Genomic DNA, 13,412 nt, shown 5'->3' with positions numbered 1-13,412 from the left:
AAAACTTCCCGCTTTGGATTCGTACTGGATTAAGAAAGCTCTAATCGTAGTGATATGTCACCATCATCGAGTACGCTGTCCTCTTGAAATCCGAACGCACGATAAAGCTTACTTGCCTGCTGATTGGAGGGTTTATGCATCGTGAGTAAGGTTTTCCCACCAAGTTGTTTCACTTCTTCAGCGAGCAAGCTAAGTACTTGCTTTCCATGCCCTTTGTTCTGGTGATCTTTGTCGATCATAAAGCGGAACAGCCAGTAAATGGAGTAATCAAGCGGCTCGTCTTCATGGCAAAACGCAAGCAAACCGATCACCGTCTCTTGTTCATAAATCACTTTCAATCGGTAGTCGGTTTCAAAGCGTGACTGAGCAATCGTAATCGCGTTGGAGGCAAGGTTTTCTTCTTGTTCTGGGTGAAGATTGAGACGAATACAATCTAGATAGTTTTCTTTGGTGAGCTCTCTTAGTGAGATCATAAAAATGAGTTTCCTTCTTCCTTAAAGCAGGAGAAGTAAAGCTTACTATTCAGCAAGATAGCAAATGAGAGAGCTGACGAAGAGATAAGGCTGTGATTGAGGTCATGGATAGGCGACTCGATGACGAGCCGCCAAGCTATCGGTATTCATTTTGAGGTGGGCATTCAGCGAGGGATTAACATTTATCGCAAGAAGCACCGTTTTGGTTGCAATCTGTCATACGACCTTGTTTGTCGAACGAGAAACTGCAACATTCTTCAAATAGCTTTTTCAATTCGACACGTCCTCTCTGTACGCGCGACTTGAGGGTTGAGTAGCTGATGCCTTGCTCTTCGGCCAACTTCTTCTGGCTCATGCCTTCAAGCTCAATAGAAGAGAGCAGTTGCGATTGCTCATCTGGTAATGCTTGCACAAACGGCGCAATGCACTTTGACAGTTCTTGTTTCAGGTTTGATTCTTGCTCTTCAAACCAAAGATCGTCAGCAACGAGGTCATTATCACGTTGATTTCGAGCACGTTTACGGTAGAAATCGATGATGGCGTTATTCGCGATTTGGAAGAGCCAAGATTTGACGCTAGATACATCACGAATATCCGCAAGGTTTTGATAAGTCTTAAGTAAAATCTCTTGCTTTAAGTCGTCTACATCATCTTCATTGCTGACTTTAGAGCGCAAGAACGCATGAATAGCGTGCTCGTATTCGCTCCAAATTGATTCGAGGTTAGCAGTTTTCATTGATGCAACACTCGTCACGCAAGAAACCAATAACCGTATCTAAGCATTCATACTCAGCAACACAATATAAAGTACGACCTTCACGACGCTGACTGATTAAGCCGGCTGAGGCTAGGCTCGAAATGTGATGAGAAAGGGTAGAGGCTGGAATACCAAGTTTATCTTGTACGCCACCAACCGCGATTCCTTCATAGCCTGCTTTGACCACCTCTTTATAGATACATAAACGGGTAGGGTGTCCTAGCTCTTTGAGCGCTTTTGCTACAGCTTCGAGTTCCATACTGACCTCTTGGAATGACAGACGATAAATACATTTCGATGATAGTGAAAGTGTGGGTGAATAGCAAACAAGAAAAATTACCTAGTTAATCAATTGATTATTAAGACTTTAAATTATATTTCGATATTTATCGAAATATAATGCTTGACGCGTCGATTTTTAATTCTATAATTCGAGAAAAATAGAAATGAAGAGTTCAGCTTCATTAGGAAATTTACAGTTACTGATGTGACATCAGTAGGAGAATCAATATGAATCCAGAAATCATGACCATGGCTAAGGAAGCGCTTGATATGTTTGCGTTTCTAGCAACCGAACTTATCATCCTATTCCTAGCAATTAGCTACATCGTGGGTGTGTTGCAAGATTTTCTAACGCCAGAAAAAATCCAATCTATCCTGAGTTCAAAAAAGGGTAAAGGTTACTTCATTGCTGCGCTATTAGGTTCGATTACGCCTTTCTGTTCGTGTTCGACCATTCCTTTCTTGAAAGGTCTATTGCGTGCAAGAGCAGGTTTTGGACCTATGATGGTGTTCCTATTTGCTAGTCCACTGCTTAACCCAGTGATCATTGGTTTGTTTGTAGTGACCTTTGGTTGGAAAGTAGCGGTATTCTACTTTGCTATTGCGATGACAGTGTCTGTGGTTGCAGGCTATGTACTTGAAAAGCTAGGATTTGAACGTTACGTAAAACCAGAAGCGTACGAAGCAGCAGGCACCTCTTCATGTGGTACATCTTGCGGTGATTCAAGCAAGAAAAAAGAACAAGCTAAACCTGCATCAAGCTGTGGTACTAGCACTTGTGGTGAACCTGCACCAGTTGCAGCAAAAACATCATGCTGTAGTGAGCCAGCGCCTGTGGTAGCGAAAACATCTTGTTGTGGTGATAGTGCACCAAAAGCAGAGCCTAAAGTGGAAGTGTCTTGCTGCTCGTCAGACGGTAGTGCAACAGCGACCATCGTGGAAGAAAAAGAGTCTAGCCGCTGGGTACGTATTTGGCACTCAACTTGGAAAGACTTTAAACAAGTATTCCCTTACCTAATGATGGGTATTGCGATTGGTTCATTCATCTACGGCTTTATCCCAACGGATCTTATTGCGGAGTACGCAGGTGAAGCGAAGTGGTACGCGATTCCAGTAGCAGCAATTATTGGTATTCCATTGTACATCCGTGCAGAGGCAGTTATTCCACTAAGTGCGGCGCTAGTACAAAAAGGTATGGCACTGGGTTCAGTAATGGCACTTATCATTGGTAGCGCAGGCGCAAGTCTTACAGAAGTGATTTTGTTGAAATCAATCTTTAAGAACCAAATGATTGCAGCCTTCCTATTCGTTATCTTAACGATGGCAATGGGCGCAGGTTACCTATACACCTTCATCTTTGCTTAATTGAATTAAGTAAACTGAAAAACAAAAATCCCCAAGTTTCGGCTTGGGGATTTTTTATTCTGAAAGACTTAAAGCTTATCGCTCACCAAGCACTTCAAACTCATCGTAAGTTAGGCGAGACAAACCATCTTCTTGAATTTCCCATAACTCTTTGTGCACGACACCAAACGCCTTGTTCATCGTCCAATCTGAAGTAAGAATGTAGCCATTTTCACTGTCTTTTTCCCACTTAGTGTTGGTGTAGTCCACGCTGTTAAAACCTTGGTCCATGATGTTTTGCCAGAATGCTTGGATCGCTTCACGTCCCTCAAAGGTGCCAAATGGTTTTGCAATCATAACCGCATCTTCTGCGTATTGTGCTGCACAGCCCGCAGCGTCTTGATTGTTGAAAGCGATTTGCCATGCTGAGATACCTGCTTGAGCGCGTTCTAAAACTGATTGAGTCATCCTGAATATCCTGTGATTGGTGTTTGTTTATGTAGCAATCATAGGGTTAGAATTGAGATAGAAAAACAAAGTAATAAGAATTGAATGTTCTGTAAAAAAGAACAATAAGGAAGGGCGATGAATAAGCTGCGTTTGATGTCTCTGTTCGTTCATATTGTCGAGTGTGGTTCAATCTCCAAAGCTGCGGATAAGTTAGAGCTTTCTAAGTCAGTGTTGAGCTCTGCTTTGAAGCAACTCGAACTAGAGCTGGATACTTGCTTACTCAAACGTACGACCAGAAAGCAAACTCTGACCTCGACGGGTGAGCGCTTTTACGAGCAGTGCGCTCAAATGACAAAACAAGCAGAGGCCGCGTGGTTAGAAGCCACAGAGTTAAAACAAGTGCCAACGGGACGGCTGACCGTCACTGCGCCACATGCACTAATGCGTTCAATAGTGTTGCCTGCTTTAACGAGTGCTTTTGCTGATTACTCTGATGTGCAGTTAAATTTGATCAGTGATGATAAGCATGTGGATATTGTTCAACAGGATATCGATCTTGCCATACGAGTAGGGGCTTCTGGTGATTCAAACATTAAGCAGCGTAAAGTGGGGCAGTTTTGTGACGTCTTGTGTCGTGCGAAAGACGCGCATACTGATTTTGAAAGTGCGCCTTATATTGCTCAACATTGGCAGCTTGAACCTGTTATCCATGCGTTTGCTTCCAAGAAGCCGGAACATCAAATTCAATATCCAGTGAAGCACCGAGCGAATACCGTCTTTGATGTGGCCAGTCTGTTAGAAATGGAGCTAGGTGTTGGTATTTTGCCTGATTTCATGTTGGAGTCGAACTCGCTTCTTGAACCTGTACCTGGTGCGAAAGCGTCAAAGGTGAACCCAATTTATGTATTGCATCCCTACCAAGCGCATGTGCCGATGGCAGTGACAATAGCAATAAAAGCGATTGAATCGCGCATTGACGAAGTCATTTTATGTAAAAACTGACGGTTAGCGGGGCGAACACTCAGAGCCGGTTTGGAATTAAAATTGATGAATTTTTATTCAGGATCAATCTTCATTATTATTTCACCCCACGTTCAAAATGCCTCGTCTACACTGTTTGATGAGTTGTCAGTTGGCAGACCAAGGAGGCAGCCATGATTGCAGTTCATCGAGAGTATTGTTTATCGAATAGCCCAGATTTACACGCCCATGTTGAAGTCAATCCCGTCGGTAAATTGGAAGTTGAAATTGTCGAGCTTCAAGAGCACCACACCACTGAGTTTGATGATCTTTCTTTTGAAAGTAGTGGCGCTCAAACGCGTATTTGCGGGAAAGAAGACACCGTTCCGTGGCAGTTCAACCTAGCCAAGACCGACGCATTAGAACTGTCGCATTTAGTGGATGAAGCGAACGAAGAGTATGAGACATTGATGAGTGATCTCATGTAACTTCGCTTTTTCACCGGCAATAAAAAACCTCCCAGTGGGAGGTTTTCGCGTTTATTGAGCGTCTTCTTTTGGTGGGTGCAGCTCTTGGACGTTTTCTTCGTTGAAGTCGTCGGCATAGCCTTTTGGTGGCGGTGTCCAACCACGTTCAGAACGGGAGAGCTTATCGTGACGATCTTTTTGCATCTCTTCTGCCATTTTTTCTTCTAGATGAATAAATAGCTGACGGAAGTTGTTATCGTAACGTTCACCTTCTGAATCATCGACCCACGCTTCATAAAGCATGTTGGATTTGCGATCTTCGACTCGGCGATAAGTCGATTTTTGCTGTTCGGTGAAGAATGGATGAATACCAATGGCTTTCATCGCGTGACCACCAATTTCCAATGCAGAATGGTAAGTTTCTGATTCGATGATATCTGCGCCAGCTTGGCGTAGTAGGTAGCCATGTCCACGGTCAAATGCACGTGCAATCACTGTTACGTTTGGATAGGTGTGTTTTACGTACTTAACCAACTCAACGCTCGATTCTTGATTATCTATCGCGACGACAAGTGCAGAGGCATGCTCAATACCTGCCGTGTGTAGCATGTCTGGTCGAGTCGCATCACCAAAGTAAGCACGTGTACCGATCTGGCGCATATTATCAATCTGGCTTGCTTGGTGGTCGAGTACAACCGTTTCCACGCCATTAGATACCAATAAGCGGTTTACGATCTGACCAAAGCGACCAATACCTGCAATGATGACGGTGCCTTGCTCTTCAATCGTGTCACTTTCACGCTCATTCGATTCACTTTCAAAGCGAGGAAGAATCACCTTATCAAATAGAATGAATAGGCCTGGTGTTAGGAACATAGAGATCGCAACAACCAATGCCAGTGTTTGTGAAAGCTCGAATGGGATGACGTGGTTTTGTACTGAGAAGCTCAATAGCACAAAGCCGAATTCACCCGCTTGCGCTAAGCTCAAAGTAAACAACCAACGGTTACTGCCTTTGATACGGAAGATGAACGCAAGTGCGAATAGAATCGCTGCTTTCAGAATCATCACGCCAAGCGTTAGACCGATGATCAAACCAAAGTCGCTGAACAGCACTGAAAAATCGATGCCGGCACCTACCGTGATAAAGAACAAGCCAAGCAGCAAGCCTTTAAACGGTTCGATATTTGATTCCAACTCATGGCGGAACTCACTGTTCGCCAGTACTACGCCTGCTAAGAACGTACCCAGCGCAGGGGACAGACCCACTAGGCTCATTAAAGCTGCAATACCGATCACCAGCATCAACGCAGTTGCAGTAAAGATTTCACGCAGACCAGAGCTTGCTACGTAGCGGAACAATGGACGACTGAGGAAATGCCCGCCAACAACGACGATAGCAATAGAAGCCGTAATCACTAGACCGTAAGCCCAGCCAGGAAGTCCAGCCACTAAGCTAAGTTCTTCATGATGTTCTGCGGCTGCTTGCGCTGCCGATTGTGCTTGTTCTACCAACTCTGGCAGTGCCAATAGCGGAATAAACGCCAGCATTGGAATCACGGCGATATCTTGGAAAAGCAGCACTGAGAACGCGTTCTGACCACCTTCTGTTTTGGTCAGCCCTTTCTCGCTAAAGGTTTGCAGAACAATCGCGGTGGAAGAAAGCGCGAAGATCAAACCGATCGCTAATGCTATGGTCCAAGATTGGCCAAAGTACAGAGCAATTGCCATGATCAGTGCAGCAGTACCACCAACTTGTAGGCCACCTAAGCCCATTAAGCGGTTGCGCATTGCCCACAGCATCTTAGGCTCAAGTTCCAAACCAACGAGGAACAACATCATAACCACACCAAATTCAGCAAAGTGTTGAATTGTCGTGGTTTCTTCACCTACGAGGCCGATGATAGGACCAATGACCACGCCCGCAATCAAGTACCCTAATACCGAGCCTAAGCCTAGACGTTTTGCTAAAGGAACGGCGACGACAGCGGCAATAAGGTAAACAAAGGCTTGTAAGAATATCCCTGTCATGATGCTTCCTTAATCAGTTGTGGTAATGCACTGTTGAGTTTGATCAGCGATGCCGCTGCTTCAAGATCAAGTGTGTCATTGACGAGCGCATTGAGCAGCGTTTTGTAGCGTTCGACATGCTGTGGAATTCGATCTTCTTCTTGGGCGGTACGGGAACCAAACAACGCAAGTGGAGCGATGTAATTCATCCCAGTCAGTGCCGACATTTGCTCGATAGGAGCTAATAGCTCACGGATGGTGAAATGGTTGTAGCCTTCGGCTTTATAAGCCTCTTCTTTACCACCTGCGGATAAGACACAAAGCATGGTTTTGCCATGCAGTTCTGTACCTTCTGAGCCATAAGCAAATCCGTATTCTAAAACTAGATCTTGCCACTCTTTTAGAATGGCTGGTGTGGAATACCAGTACAGCGGGAATTGAAAAATCACCACATCGTGGTCACGTAAACGCTGTTGTTCTCGGTCAATATTGATATTGAAGTGCGGGTACTCGGCATAGAGATCGACACAAGTGACACCTTCAATCGTATTAGCTGCTTTAAAAAGGGGAGCATTCACCTCTGAGCGATGCTGGGAAGGATGCGCAAAGAGAATCAATACTTTTTTATTTATCATAGGAATCCTTGCTATGCGTCTAAACCATTTTTGGTATAAGAATGAAAGACTTTGATTGTTGTAAGAAACTGTAACCCATAAACCTTATCCTATCTACTTTAGTGATTGAACATTGGAAAGTTAAAATCACTTTCAATGAAATATAGAAAATCTTCACGAGGCACTGCTTTTTATCTTCCTTAATAAACGCTTGAGCAGTTCCTTTATTAGAGAAAGATGGATGCACTTAACGGAAGTTCTCAATCTACAAATTTGGTGTGGGTTATCTCGTTTAATGTACTAGGTTTTTTACTCTATTTTTTGAGAATCAACGCATAAAAACCAACACTGGATATCCTCATACCTGCATCAAAGAAGTTATCTAAAAGCACGCATCCGAGCTGATACTGGGATGAGCAAACGACTTATTTCAAAGCCATGTGAAATGATAAATTTGACGAATGTGATAAGCGACGAATGCCGCAGATTAACGTTTACCGAGAGCTGGGTGTTCATCGGAGCTGCGCATTTGGAATTTTATAAACGCCAACTTGATCGCGGCCATTGTTATTTTTCCGTCATAGAAGCGTAGCGAGCGCAAAGAATTCATACGTTGAGATTGGAAAGTACGCAAATCTGTTCTTATGCTGAATAATAACCTCAAGTTATTATCGACGTGGAATATGGCCAAAGATCTCTTCTCAAACCTCGACCTGAATTTGCTCCGAACATTCATCATTTTGCACCAAGAGCGCAATATGCGCCGAGCGGCAGAGCGCTTGTTTGTTTCTCAACCCGCCGTGAGTAAAGCATTGCAGCGGCTGCGTGATCATTTTGAAGATGAGTTGTTTGTGAAAACCCATCACGGGTTGCGAGCGACGGAGTATGCGAACGATTTAGCGGAAAATCTCGCCCCGTTACTGGATGAAATCTCTATTACGCTCAATGGTTCTAAAGCATTTAACCCATTGGAAATGAATGGAACCATCAAGATTGCGTTAGCGCCTTTTATCTTAAGTTCTTACGCCAGTGAAATCTGTCAGGCGATTCGACAAGCAGCGCCAAACGTTCAGATCCACTTGCTGAATTGGTCTCGCTCCACCATGGATGAGATCATCAAAGATGATGTTACGCTTGGTGTGAACTACGAAATCAACCATGCTCCAAAAGAGCTACTGACGAAAATGATCGTCAAAGACACCTTCTGTGCGTATGTGCGAAAAGATCATCCGTTTCCCGGTGACCGACTACAAATCTCGGATTGCAGGGATTTGGAGTTTGCGACCGTGATTGCTGCCGATTGGAACTCCAGCGTGTCGTTTTCTGAGAAGATAATGAAAATCAAAGGCGTGGAGCCAAAAATCGCGTTTCGCTCTGAATTGCCGTCGGCCATTATCGACGTGGTGGCAAACTCGGACATGGTTTTTCCCGCTTCAAAAACGGTGAACGTCGATAAGATCTCTCAATTGAGAAGATTGGATATCGAGTTCGACGGTATCGTGATTGAGCCTTGTTTGCACGCTTACTATCACCATAAGAATCGCCGTAATGAAATGGTTCATTGGCTGCGCAGCATCATCACGGATGTCATAACCAAACACCTAGAGCGCTCGCAACAGCAATAATAACCCTTGGTTATCAAGCTCTCTACTCTTGTTTATTAATAACCCGCCGTTAAGTGCGGGTTTCTTTTTAGCGATTAGAGTAATAAAACACTGCTCAATATACTTCTCTTCATCGGGCAGGGAGTCCACTTTTCTTGCAAGAGGCATCCCTGAGTTTCGACAAATTAAGAGAGTAAATCATGAAAGTTAAATTACTGAGTGCAATTATCGCGGCGACGTTTCTAGCTGGCTGTTCTTCATCGGGTTCGGATTCCTCAAATGAGCCAGTAGGTGTTGCTTCTGTTCAAACCTTTGATGGCGAGCATTTTGATGGCATGGCTATACAAGGTGATAACGGTGAGGTTACGACAGTTGCGATCCGTGGCGAAGAAGGAAACACCGTATTTAACGTCGGTGGTGAGCTTTACTACACTGATGGCGAGGTTGTTAAAGATTCATCAGGCGAAGTAGTGGGTCACATTGAAGTCCGTAATAACGAACTTATCTTTGTTAGTGATGATGGCTTCGTACATTTAAGCGTTGAAGATGGTCGCCTTATTGTAGAAGAAGCGAAACTAAACCCTGTTCATCCAATTGAACCAACACCAGAACATCCTATCGCTGGTTCACCTTCTAACCCGGTGGAGCCGATTCCAGAGCATCCAATCGCGGACGGTCCAGTGAATCCAATTGAGATCACGCCTGAAAACCCTATTGAGGCGACGCCTGAACCTGCAATGGAGGCATCTGCGAAGAGCTTAACGCCGGAACAGCGCGCAGAATTGAAACAAAAGGTTCAATCCCTATCACAAGAGCAACGTCAGGAAATAAAAAGAGCGATTCGCGACCGCGTTGAGCGCTCGTAAACCAAATCGCATAAGGGTAAGTAGCAAGGAGCCGCTTGATTTAAGTGGCTCCTTTTTTCTTTTCGAGTCTTTCTGATAGGTATTCCAATGAATAAATCTCTGACGCTGCTTTGCGCGCTGTTTTCCGTGCCGTGTTTTTCTGCTGACTACAAAATGCCAGAGTTTGGTTTAGATGTGTCCAATACAGATGATGAATGGATTGTGACTGCTTCAGGGTACTTACAAGCAACCGAAGAGTGGAACATTTCTGCTGAGGTCGATTCTACGGGGTATTTAGAGTTGGGGACGGGATATGGCGTGATGCTCGGGCAATTCTACACAGAAGCATTTGTGAGCTATGGCCGCGCAGATCTGTTCGACGTTTATGATGCGGGCGTGTTTACCGGCACCGCGTTAGGGGATGATTGGATGGTTTTCGCCAATAGTTCTCATGAGTGGAGAACCAGCTCAATTGGTAAGTCATTCCCATCATTGGAAAAGACAGAAAGGGAGTGGAAAAACACCGTTGGTGCAAGCTATACACCGATTGATTTTATCCGGCTTGGTTATTCTTATAACTACGATAAAAAACTCACAGAGGGTGGTCATCGAACCAATCACGAAGTGCGTATTACTTTAAAACCGAAATGGATAGAGCCTTATGTGAAGTACACATTTGGTGAGCATCGAGTTTCACCGGGGTCGACCAAGATAAGTGAAGAGAACAGCGTAGAACTAGGTATTAATTTTAACTTTTAACTAAGGTGGGAGTATGAACTTTCAATCAATTATTCTTGAGTATGCAGTGGCAATTATGGGCTTACTTTTGACAGGAATAACCCTCTAAGCAGGATGCTCAGAGGGCGACAAAATTAACGGTTGATGTTGTAGCGAGCCATTGCCGCTTCTTCTGTTGTCACGACTGTTTTACCAATCGGAGCCAGAGAGATAACCGCCAGTTTCAGGTGTTGAAGTGCGAACGGAATACCAATGATGGTTACAAAGCATGCTACGGCAGAAAGTATATGACCGATTGCCAACCAAATACCTGCAAATACAAACCAAATTACGTTACCAATCACGCCAAGCGGGCTAGTACCGATGTCCATTTCATTGGTCAGTTCATCTCGTGAAACCGCTTCTTTGCCGAATGGGAAGAACGAGAAGTTACCCATCACGAAACAAGCACGTCCCCATGGAATGCCGATGATGCTGATGAAAGCCAGTAGTCCGAAGAACCACCATAGCAAACCCATGAATACGCCACCGAATACAAACCAGATGATGTTGCCGAGTGTTCTCATTTAAAACCCTTTTTGATTTATAGCGTTGTGTTAAGTATGTCACACGAATCTTAACAGAGGATGAATGGACGCACTTTATCTTAAATAAGCAATCATTGATGAGAATGCCTATTCGATTGAGGGAAAAAAGAGAGCGTGTTGCGGGGAGAAAAGAGAAAAGGCTCTCAACGATAACGTTAAGAGCCTTCTTAGATTACGCGGTCGCCAAGTTCAAACGTGGTACCGGTTTGTCATTGATCGGCAGGTGAATAAGAGCCGCGATAAATGCCAATACGACTGTTGACCACCAGATTGGATCGTAAGAGCCGTAGTAATCGTAAATGCGGCCACCAACCCAAGCTCCCAAGAAGCTGCCTACTTGGTGAGTGAAGAACACCAAGCCGTACAATGTAGAAAGGTAACGAGCACCAAAAATCTGGCGGACCAAGCCGGAAGTCAGTGGCACCGTGCCTAACCAACAGAAGCCGATAGCACCGCCAAAAATGGCAGCGGTGTGTTCGGTGACAGGTAAAGTCACAAAAGCACCGATCACCACCGTGCGCATTAAGTACAGTGCAGACATAACGTGACGCTTGTTAAAGCGATCAGCCATCACGCCCCAAAAGTAAGAGCCAAAGATGTTGAAGATGCCAACATACGCCAGTGCCATTGCTGCTGTTGAAGCCGGTAAATCTTTATCCGCCAAATAACTTGGTAAATGAGTGGCGATAAACATGACATGGAAGCCACACACGAAGAAGCCAGCGTGGATCAACCAGTAACCTTTGTGTGCGAAAGCTTCTTTTAACGCTTCTTTCAAAGTTTGTGTATCTTCTTGAGCATTTGCTGCGTTGTTGGTTTGTGGTTTTGCCGTTCTCATGAACAACGCAAACATCACCATAAAGCTACACAATACGGCAAACACCTGAAGTGCACCTTGCCAACCAAAGTCACTTAATAACGCTTGTGCGCCGGGGATCATCGCAAACATGCCGAATGAGCCCGCAGCAGTTGTCAAACCAAATGCTTTTGCTGCGTGTTGGGCAGGGACAACTTTTGCCACTGCGCCTAGCACGATCACGTAACTGGTCGCGCTTAAGCCGAAGCCAACTAGAACACCCAGCGACAAATACATCATGGTTGGCTCAACTGCGATAGAAGTCAGGTAAAGACCCAAAGCGTAAGAAATGGCACCTAAAATGATAATACGCTTCGCGCCCCAACGGTCTGACGCCATACCAACAAACGGTTGGAACACACCAAACAACAGGTTTTGTAAGGCAATAGCAAAGCTAAAGAACTCACGGCCAGTTTGGAAGTGGTCTGAAATTGGCATCATGAAAATGCCGAACGATTGTCTGATCCCTAGACAGATAATCAAAATCCCTATTCCAAGCCAAACAAGAATTGGAAATCGGAAAATACTCATAATTTGCTCTTATTAATGGTGATGGTGGTGATGAGAGTGATCCTGGTGTTCGCCGTCGCCAGTGGTCTGATGGCAACCGCTGTTGATGGCTTGCTCTGCTAATATTTCCAATAACTTAGGTGAGTTATGGACGATGATTAACGACAGGCCCAACATGACGGACATTCTCAGCACCTGAGCGAAAATGGTTTGAGAAAAAAGCATGCATTGTGCGCTCAAGTAGAAAAAAGAGCGCGAAGTGTAGAGATAATTGTCTAGCGAGACAAATTACAAAAAGTGAATAGAGGTATGCGTTCTATGCATACCTCTATAATATTTCGTTTACAGTTTTTGTTCTGCCGTTACTAGTGGGACGCGAGTTGATACAGCGTGCAGTGCGATGTTGTGGATCATTTCATCGACAGTTGTACAGCAGTCCATAAGAATTGATACATCGTATTTTTCTGCCGCTTTAGAAATAGCAGTATGATTGACACAGTTTTGCGTCATCATGCCACTTACTAATAGCTCTGTTACCCCATGTTTCTGTAGTACTTCTTCAAGGTTTGTTTGTTCAAAGCTGTCCGCAAAGTGTTTGATAACTACATCTGCATTTGGCGCTAGTGCCAAGATCTCAGGGTGAATCTCAGCGCCTTCGGAGCCTTCACTAAAGAAAGGTGCAATGCCCATTGCTGGGTCCGCGATGTGCTGAATATGAATGATAGGAATATTTTTCTCATTCGCTTTAGCAATTGCGCTCTTGATGTTGTTTAGTGTTGCTTCTGTATTCCATAGCGGAAATTTACCGTTAGGGAAGTAGTCGTTTTGTAGATCGATAACAAGAAGTGCTGCTTGGCTCATGGTGTTTTCCTTTTGTTTTCAGTGAATATGTTGCTTTGGTATGGGAGCTATTAT

Annotated in this window: 16 protein-coding genes; 6 read left to right on the top strand and 10 right to left on the bottom strand. The window is 44.5% G+C overall.

Annotated features, from left to right (window positions below):
• Positions 1-29: 29 nt before the first annotated feature.
• The 3 genes from J4N37_RS18590 to J4N37_RS18580 form a co-directional block, all read right to left on the bottom strand.
• A complete protein-coding gene (locus tag J4N37_RS18590; RefSeq protein WP_252043066.1) occupies positions 30-473 on the bottom strand; it encodes a GNAT family N-acetyltransferase in 444 nt (147 codons plus the stop codon).
• Between the two features lie 175 nt (positions 474-648).
• Positions 649-1,209, bottom strand: coding sequence for an RNA polymerase sigma factor SigZ (gene sigZ / locus J4N37_RS18585; protein WP_005442530.1), 561 nt, complete (start codon positions 1,207-1,209; stop codon positions 649-651).
• Complete coding sequence (locus J4N37_RS18580) at positions 1,196-1,489, bottom strand: ArsR/SmtB family transcription factor (RefSeq protein ID WP_005433559.1); 294 nt, start codon at positions 1,487-1,489, stop codon at positions 1,196-1,198. Before J4N37_RS18580 ends, sigZ begins: the two co-directional genes overlap by 14 nt.
• A 251-nt stretch (positions 1,490-1,740) precedes the next feature.
• Between J4N37_RS18580 and J4N37_RS18575 the strand changes: the two genes are divergently transcribed.
• Complete coding sequence (locus J4N37_RS18575) at positions 1,741-2,877, top strand: permease (RefSeq protein WP_252043065.1); 1,137 nt, start codon at positions 1,741-1,743, stop codon at positions 2,875-2,877.
• A gap of 75 nt (positions 2,878-2,952) precedes the next feature.
• On the opposite strand, the gene J4N37_RS18570 is transcribed toward J4N37_RS18575, so the two are convergent.
• Positions 2,953-3,324, bottom strand: a complete 372-nt coding sequence (locus J4N37_RS18570; RefSeq protein ID WP_009704826.1) for a YybH family protein — start codon at positions 3,322-3,324, stop codon at positions 2,953-2,955.
• A gap of 117 nt (positions 3,325-3,441) precedes the next feature.
• Between J4N37_RS18570 and J4N37_RS18565 the strand changes: the two genes are divergently transcribed.
• Together J4N37_RS18565 and J4N37_RS18560 are read left to right on the top strand one after the other, a co-directional pair.
• On the top strand, positions 3,442-4,308 hold the full coding sequence (locus J4N37_RS18565) for a LysR family transcriptional regulator (protein ID WP_252043064.1): 867 nt from the start codon (positions 3,442-3,444) through the stop codon (positions 4,306-4,308).
• Between the two features lie 152 nt (positions 4,309-4,460).
• Positions 4,461-4,754: a hypothetical protein gene (locus tag J4N37_RS18560; protein WP_061008334.1), complete on the top strand. Its 294-nt coding sequence runs from the start codon at positions 4,461-4,463 to the stop codon at positions 4,752-4,754.
• Between the two features lie 51 nt (positions 4,755-4,805).
• Here the strand turns inward: J4N37_RS18560 and J4N37_RS18555 are convergent, their stop codons facing one another.
• Positions 4,806-6,764 (bottom strand): monovalent cation:proton antiporter-2 (CPA2) family protein, encoded by a 1,959-nt coding sequence (locus tag J4N37_RS18555; RefSeq protein ID WP_005442523.1) that lies wholly within the window; start codon positions 6,762-6,764, stop codon positions 4,806-4,808.
• Positions 6,761-7,378 (bottom strand): NAD(P)H-dependent oxidoreductase, encoded by a 618-nt coding sequence (locus J4N37_RS18550; RefSeq protein ID WP_009704823.1) that lies wholly within the window; start codon positions 7,376-7,378, stop codon positions 6,761-6,763. Before J4N37_RS18550 ends, J4N37_RS18555 begins: the two co-directional genes overlap by 4 nt.
• A 662-nt stretch (positions 7,379-8,040) precedes the next feature.
• Between J4N37_RS18550 and J4N37_RS18545 the strand changes: the two genes are divergently transcribed.
• The 3 genes from J4N37_RS18545 to J4N37_RS18535 all read left to right on the top strand — a co-directional run bounded on the left by J4N37_RS18545 (position 8,041) and on the right by J4N37_RS18535 (position 10,565).
• On the top strand, positions 8,041-8,982 hold the full coding sequence (locus tag J4N37_RS18545; protein ID WP_032802248.1) for a LysR family transcriptional regulator: 942 nt from the start codon (positions 8,041-8,043) through the stop codon (positions 8,980-8,982).
• Positions 8,983-9,161: 179 nt separating this feature from the next.
• On the top strand, positions 9,162-9,827 hold the full coding sequence (locus tag J4N37_RS18540; RefSeq protein WP_252043063.1) for a zona pellucida protein alpha: 666 nt from the start codon (positions 9,162-9,164) through the stop codon (positions 9,825-9,827).
• 87 nt (positions 9,828-9,914) lie between these two features.
• A complete protein-coding gene (locus J4N37_RS18535) occupies positions 9,915-10,565 on the top strand; it encodes a hypothetical protein (RefSeq protein ID WP_252043062.1) in 651 nt (216 codons plus the stop codon).
• A gap of 113 nt (positions 10,566-10,678) precedes the next feature.
• Here J4N37_RS18535 and J4N37_RS18530 read toward each other — a convergent pair whose 3' ends face one another.
• The 4 genes from J4N37_RS18530 to J4N37_RS18515 all read right to left on the bottom strand — a co-directional run bounded on the left by J4N37_RS18530 (position 10,679) and on the right by J4N37_RS18515 (position 13,358).
• Positions 10,679-11,110 carry a YccF domain-containing protein gene (locus J4N37_RS18530; RefSeq protein ID WP_009704819.1) on the bottom strand — a complete coding sequence of 144 codons (432 nt, stop codon included), beginning with the start codon at positions 11,108-11,110 and terminating at the stop codon, positions 10,679-10,681.
• 193 nt (positions 11,111-11,303) lie between these two features.
• Complete coding sequence (locus tag J4N37_RS18525) at positions 11,304-12,518, bottom strand: MFS transporter (RefSeq protein WP_061008338.1); 1,215 nt, start codon at positions 12,516-12,518, stop codon at positions 11,304-11,306.
• A gap of 12 nt (positions 12,519-12,530) precedes the next feature.
• A complete protein-coding gene (locus J4N37_RS18520) occupies positions 12,531-12,683 on the bottom strand; it encodes a hypothetical protein (RefSeq protein WP_005535284.1) in 153 nt (50 codons plus the stop codon).
• Positions 12,684-12,839: 156 nt separating this feature from the next.
• Positions 12,840-13,358: a cysteine hydrolase family protein gene (locus tag J4N37_RS18515; RefSeq protein ID WP_045391207.1), complete on the bottom strand. Its 519-nt coding sequence runs from the start codon at positions 13,356-13,358 to the stop codon at positions 12,840-12,842.
• Positions 13,359-13,412: the final 54 nt, after the last annotated feature.

Source organism: Vibrio sp. SCSIO 43153, assembly GCF_023716625.1.
In the GTDB taxonomy this organism is placed as follows: domain Bacteria; phylum Pseudomonadota; class Gammaproteobacteria; order Enterobacterales; family Vibrionaceae; genus Vibrio; species Vibrio rotiferianus.
This window is presented reverse-complemented; position numbering and strand designations above follow the sequence as displayed.

What these genes read in the sequence shown, in the direction of transcription:
- J4N37_RS18590 (WP_252043066.1), bottom strand. Translation starts at nt 473, where the DNA reads ATGATCTCACTAAGAGAGCTCACCAAAGAAAACTATCTAGATTGTATT.
- sigZ (WP_005442530.1), bottom strand. Translation starts at nt 1,209, where the DNA reads ATGAAAACTGCTAACCTCGAATCAATTTGGAGCGAATACGAGCACGCT.
- J4N37_RS18580 (WP_005433559.1), bottom strand. Translation starts at nt 1,489, where the DNA reads ATGGAACTCGAAGCTGTAGCAAAAGCGCTCAAAGAGCTAGGACACCCT.
- J4N37_RS18575 (WP_252043065.1), top strand. Translation starts at nt 1,741, where the DNA reads ATGAATCCAGAAATCATGACCATGGCTAAGGAAGCGCTTGATATGTTT.
- J4N37_RS18570 (WP_009704826.1), bottom strand. Translation starts at nt 3,324, where the DNA reads ATGACTCAATCAGTTTTAGAACGCGCTCAAGCAGGTATCTCAGCATGG.
- J4N37_RS18565 (WP_252043064.1), top strand. Translation starts at nt 3,442, where the DNA reads ATGAATAAGCTGCGTTTGATGTCTCTGTTCGTTCATATTGTCGAGTGT.
- J4N37_RS18560 (WP_061008334.1), top strand. Translation starts at nt 4,461, where the DNA reads ATGATTGCAGTTCATCGAGAGTATTGTTTATCGAATAGCCCAGATTTA.
- J4N37_RS18555 (WP_005442523.1), bottom strand. Translation starts at nt 6,764, where the DNA reads ATGACAGGGATATTCTTACAAGCCTTTGTTTACCTTATTGCCGCTGTC.
- J4N37_RS18550 (WP_009704823.1), bottom strand. Translation starts at nt 7,378, where the DNA reads ATGATAAATAAAAAAGTATTGATTCTCTTTGCGCATCCTTCCCAGCAT.
- J4N37_RS18545 (WP_032802248.1), top strand. Translation starts at nt 8,041, where the DNA reads ATGGCCAAAGATCTCTTCTCAAACCTCGACCTGAATTTGCTCCGAACA.
- J4N37_RS18540 (WP_252043063.1), top strand. Translation starts at nt 9,162, where the DNA reads ATGAAAGTTAAATTACTGAGTGCAATTATCGCGGCGACGTTTCTAGCT.
- J4N37_RS18535 (WP_252043062.1), top strand. Translation starts at nt 9,915, where the DNA reads ATGAATAAATCTCTGACGCTGCTTTGCGCGCTGTTTTCCGTGCCGTGT.
- J4N37_RS18530 (WP_009704819.1), bottom strand. Translation starts at nt 11,110, where the DNA reads ATGAGAACACTCGGCAACATCATCTGGTTTGTATTCGGTGGCGTATTC.
- J4N37_RS18525 (WP_061008338.1), bottom strand. Translation starts at nt 12,518, where the DNA reads ATGAGTATTTTCCGATTTCCAATTCTTGTTTGGCTTGGAATAGGGATT.
- J4N37_RS18520 (WP_005535284.1), bottom strand. Translation starts at nt 12,683, where the DNA reads ATGTCCGTCATGTTGGGCCTGTCGTTAATCATCGTCCATAACTCACCT.
- J4N37_RS18515 (WP_045391207.1), bottom strand. Translation starts at nt 13,358, where the DNA reads ATGAGCCAAGCAGCACTTCTTGTTATCGATCTACAAAACGACTACTTC.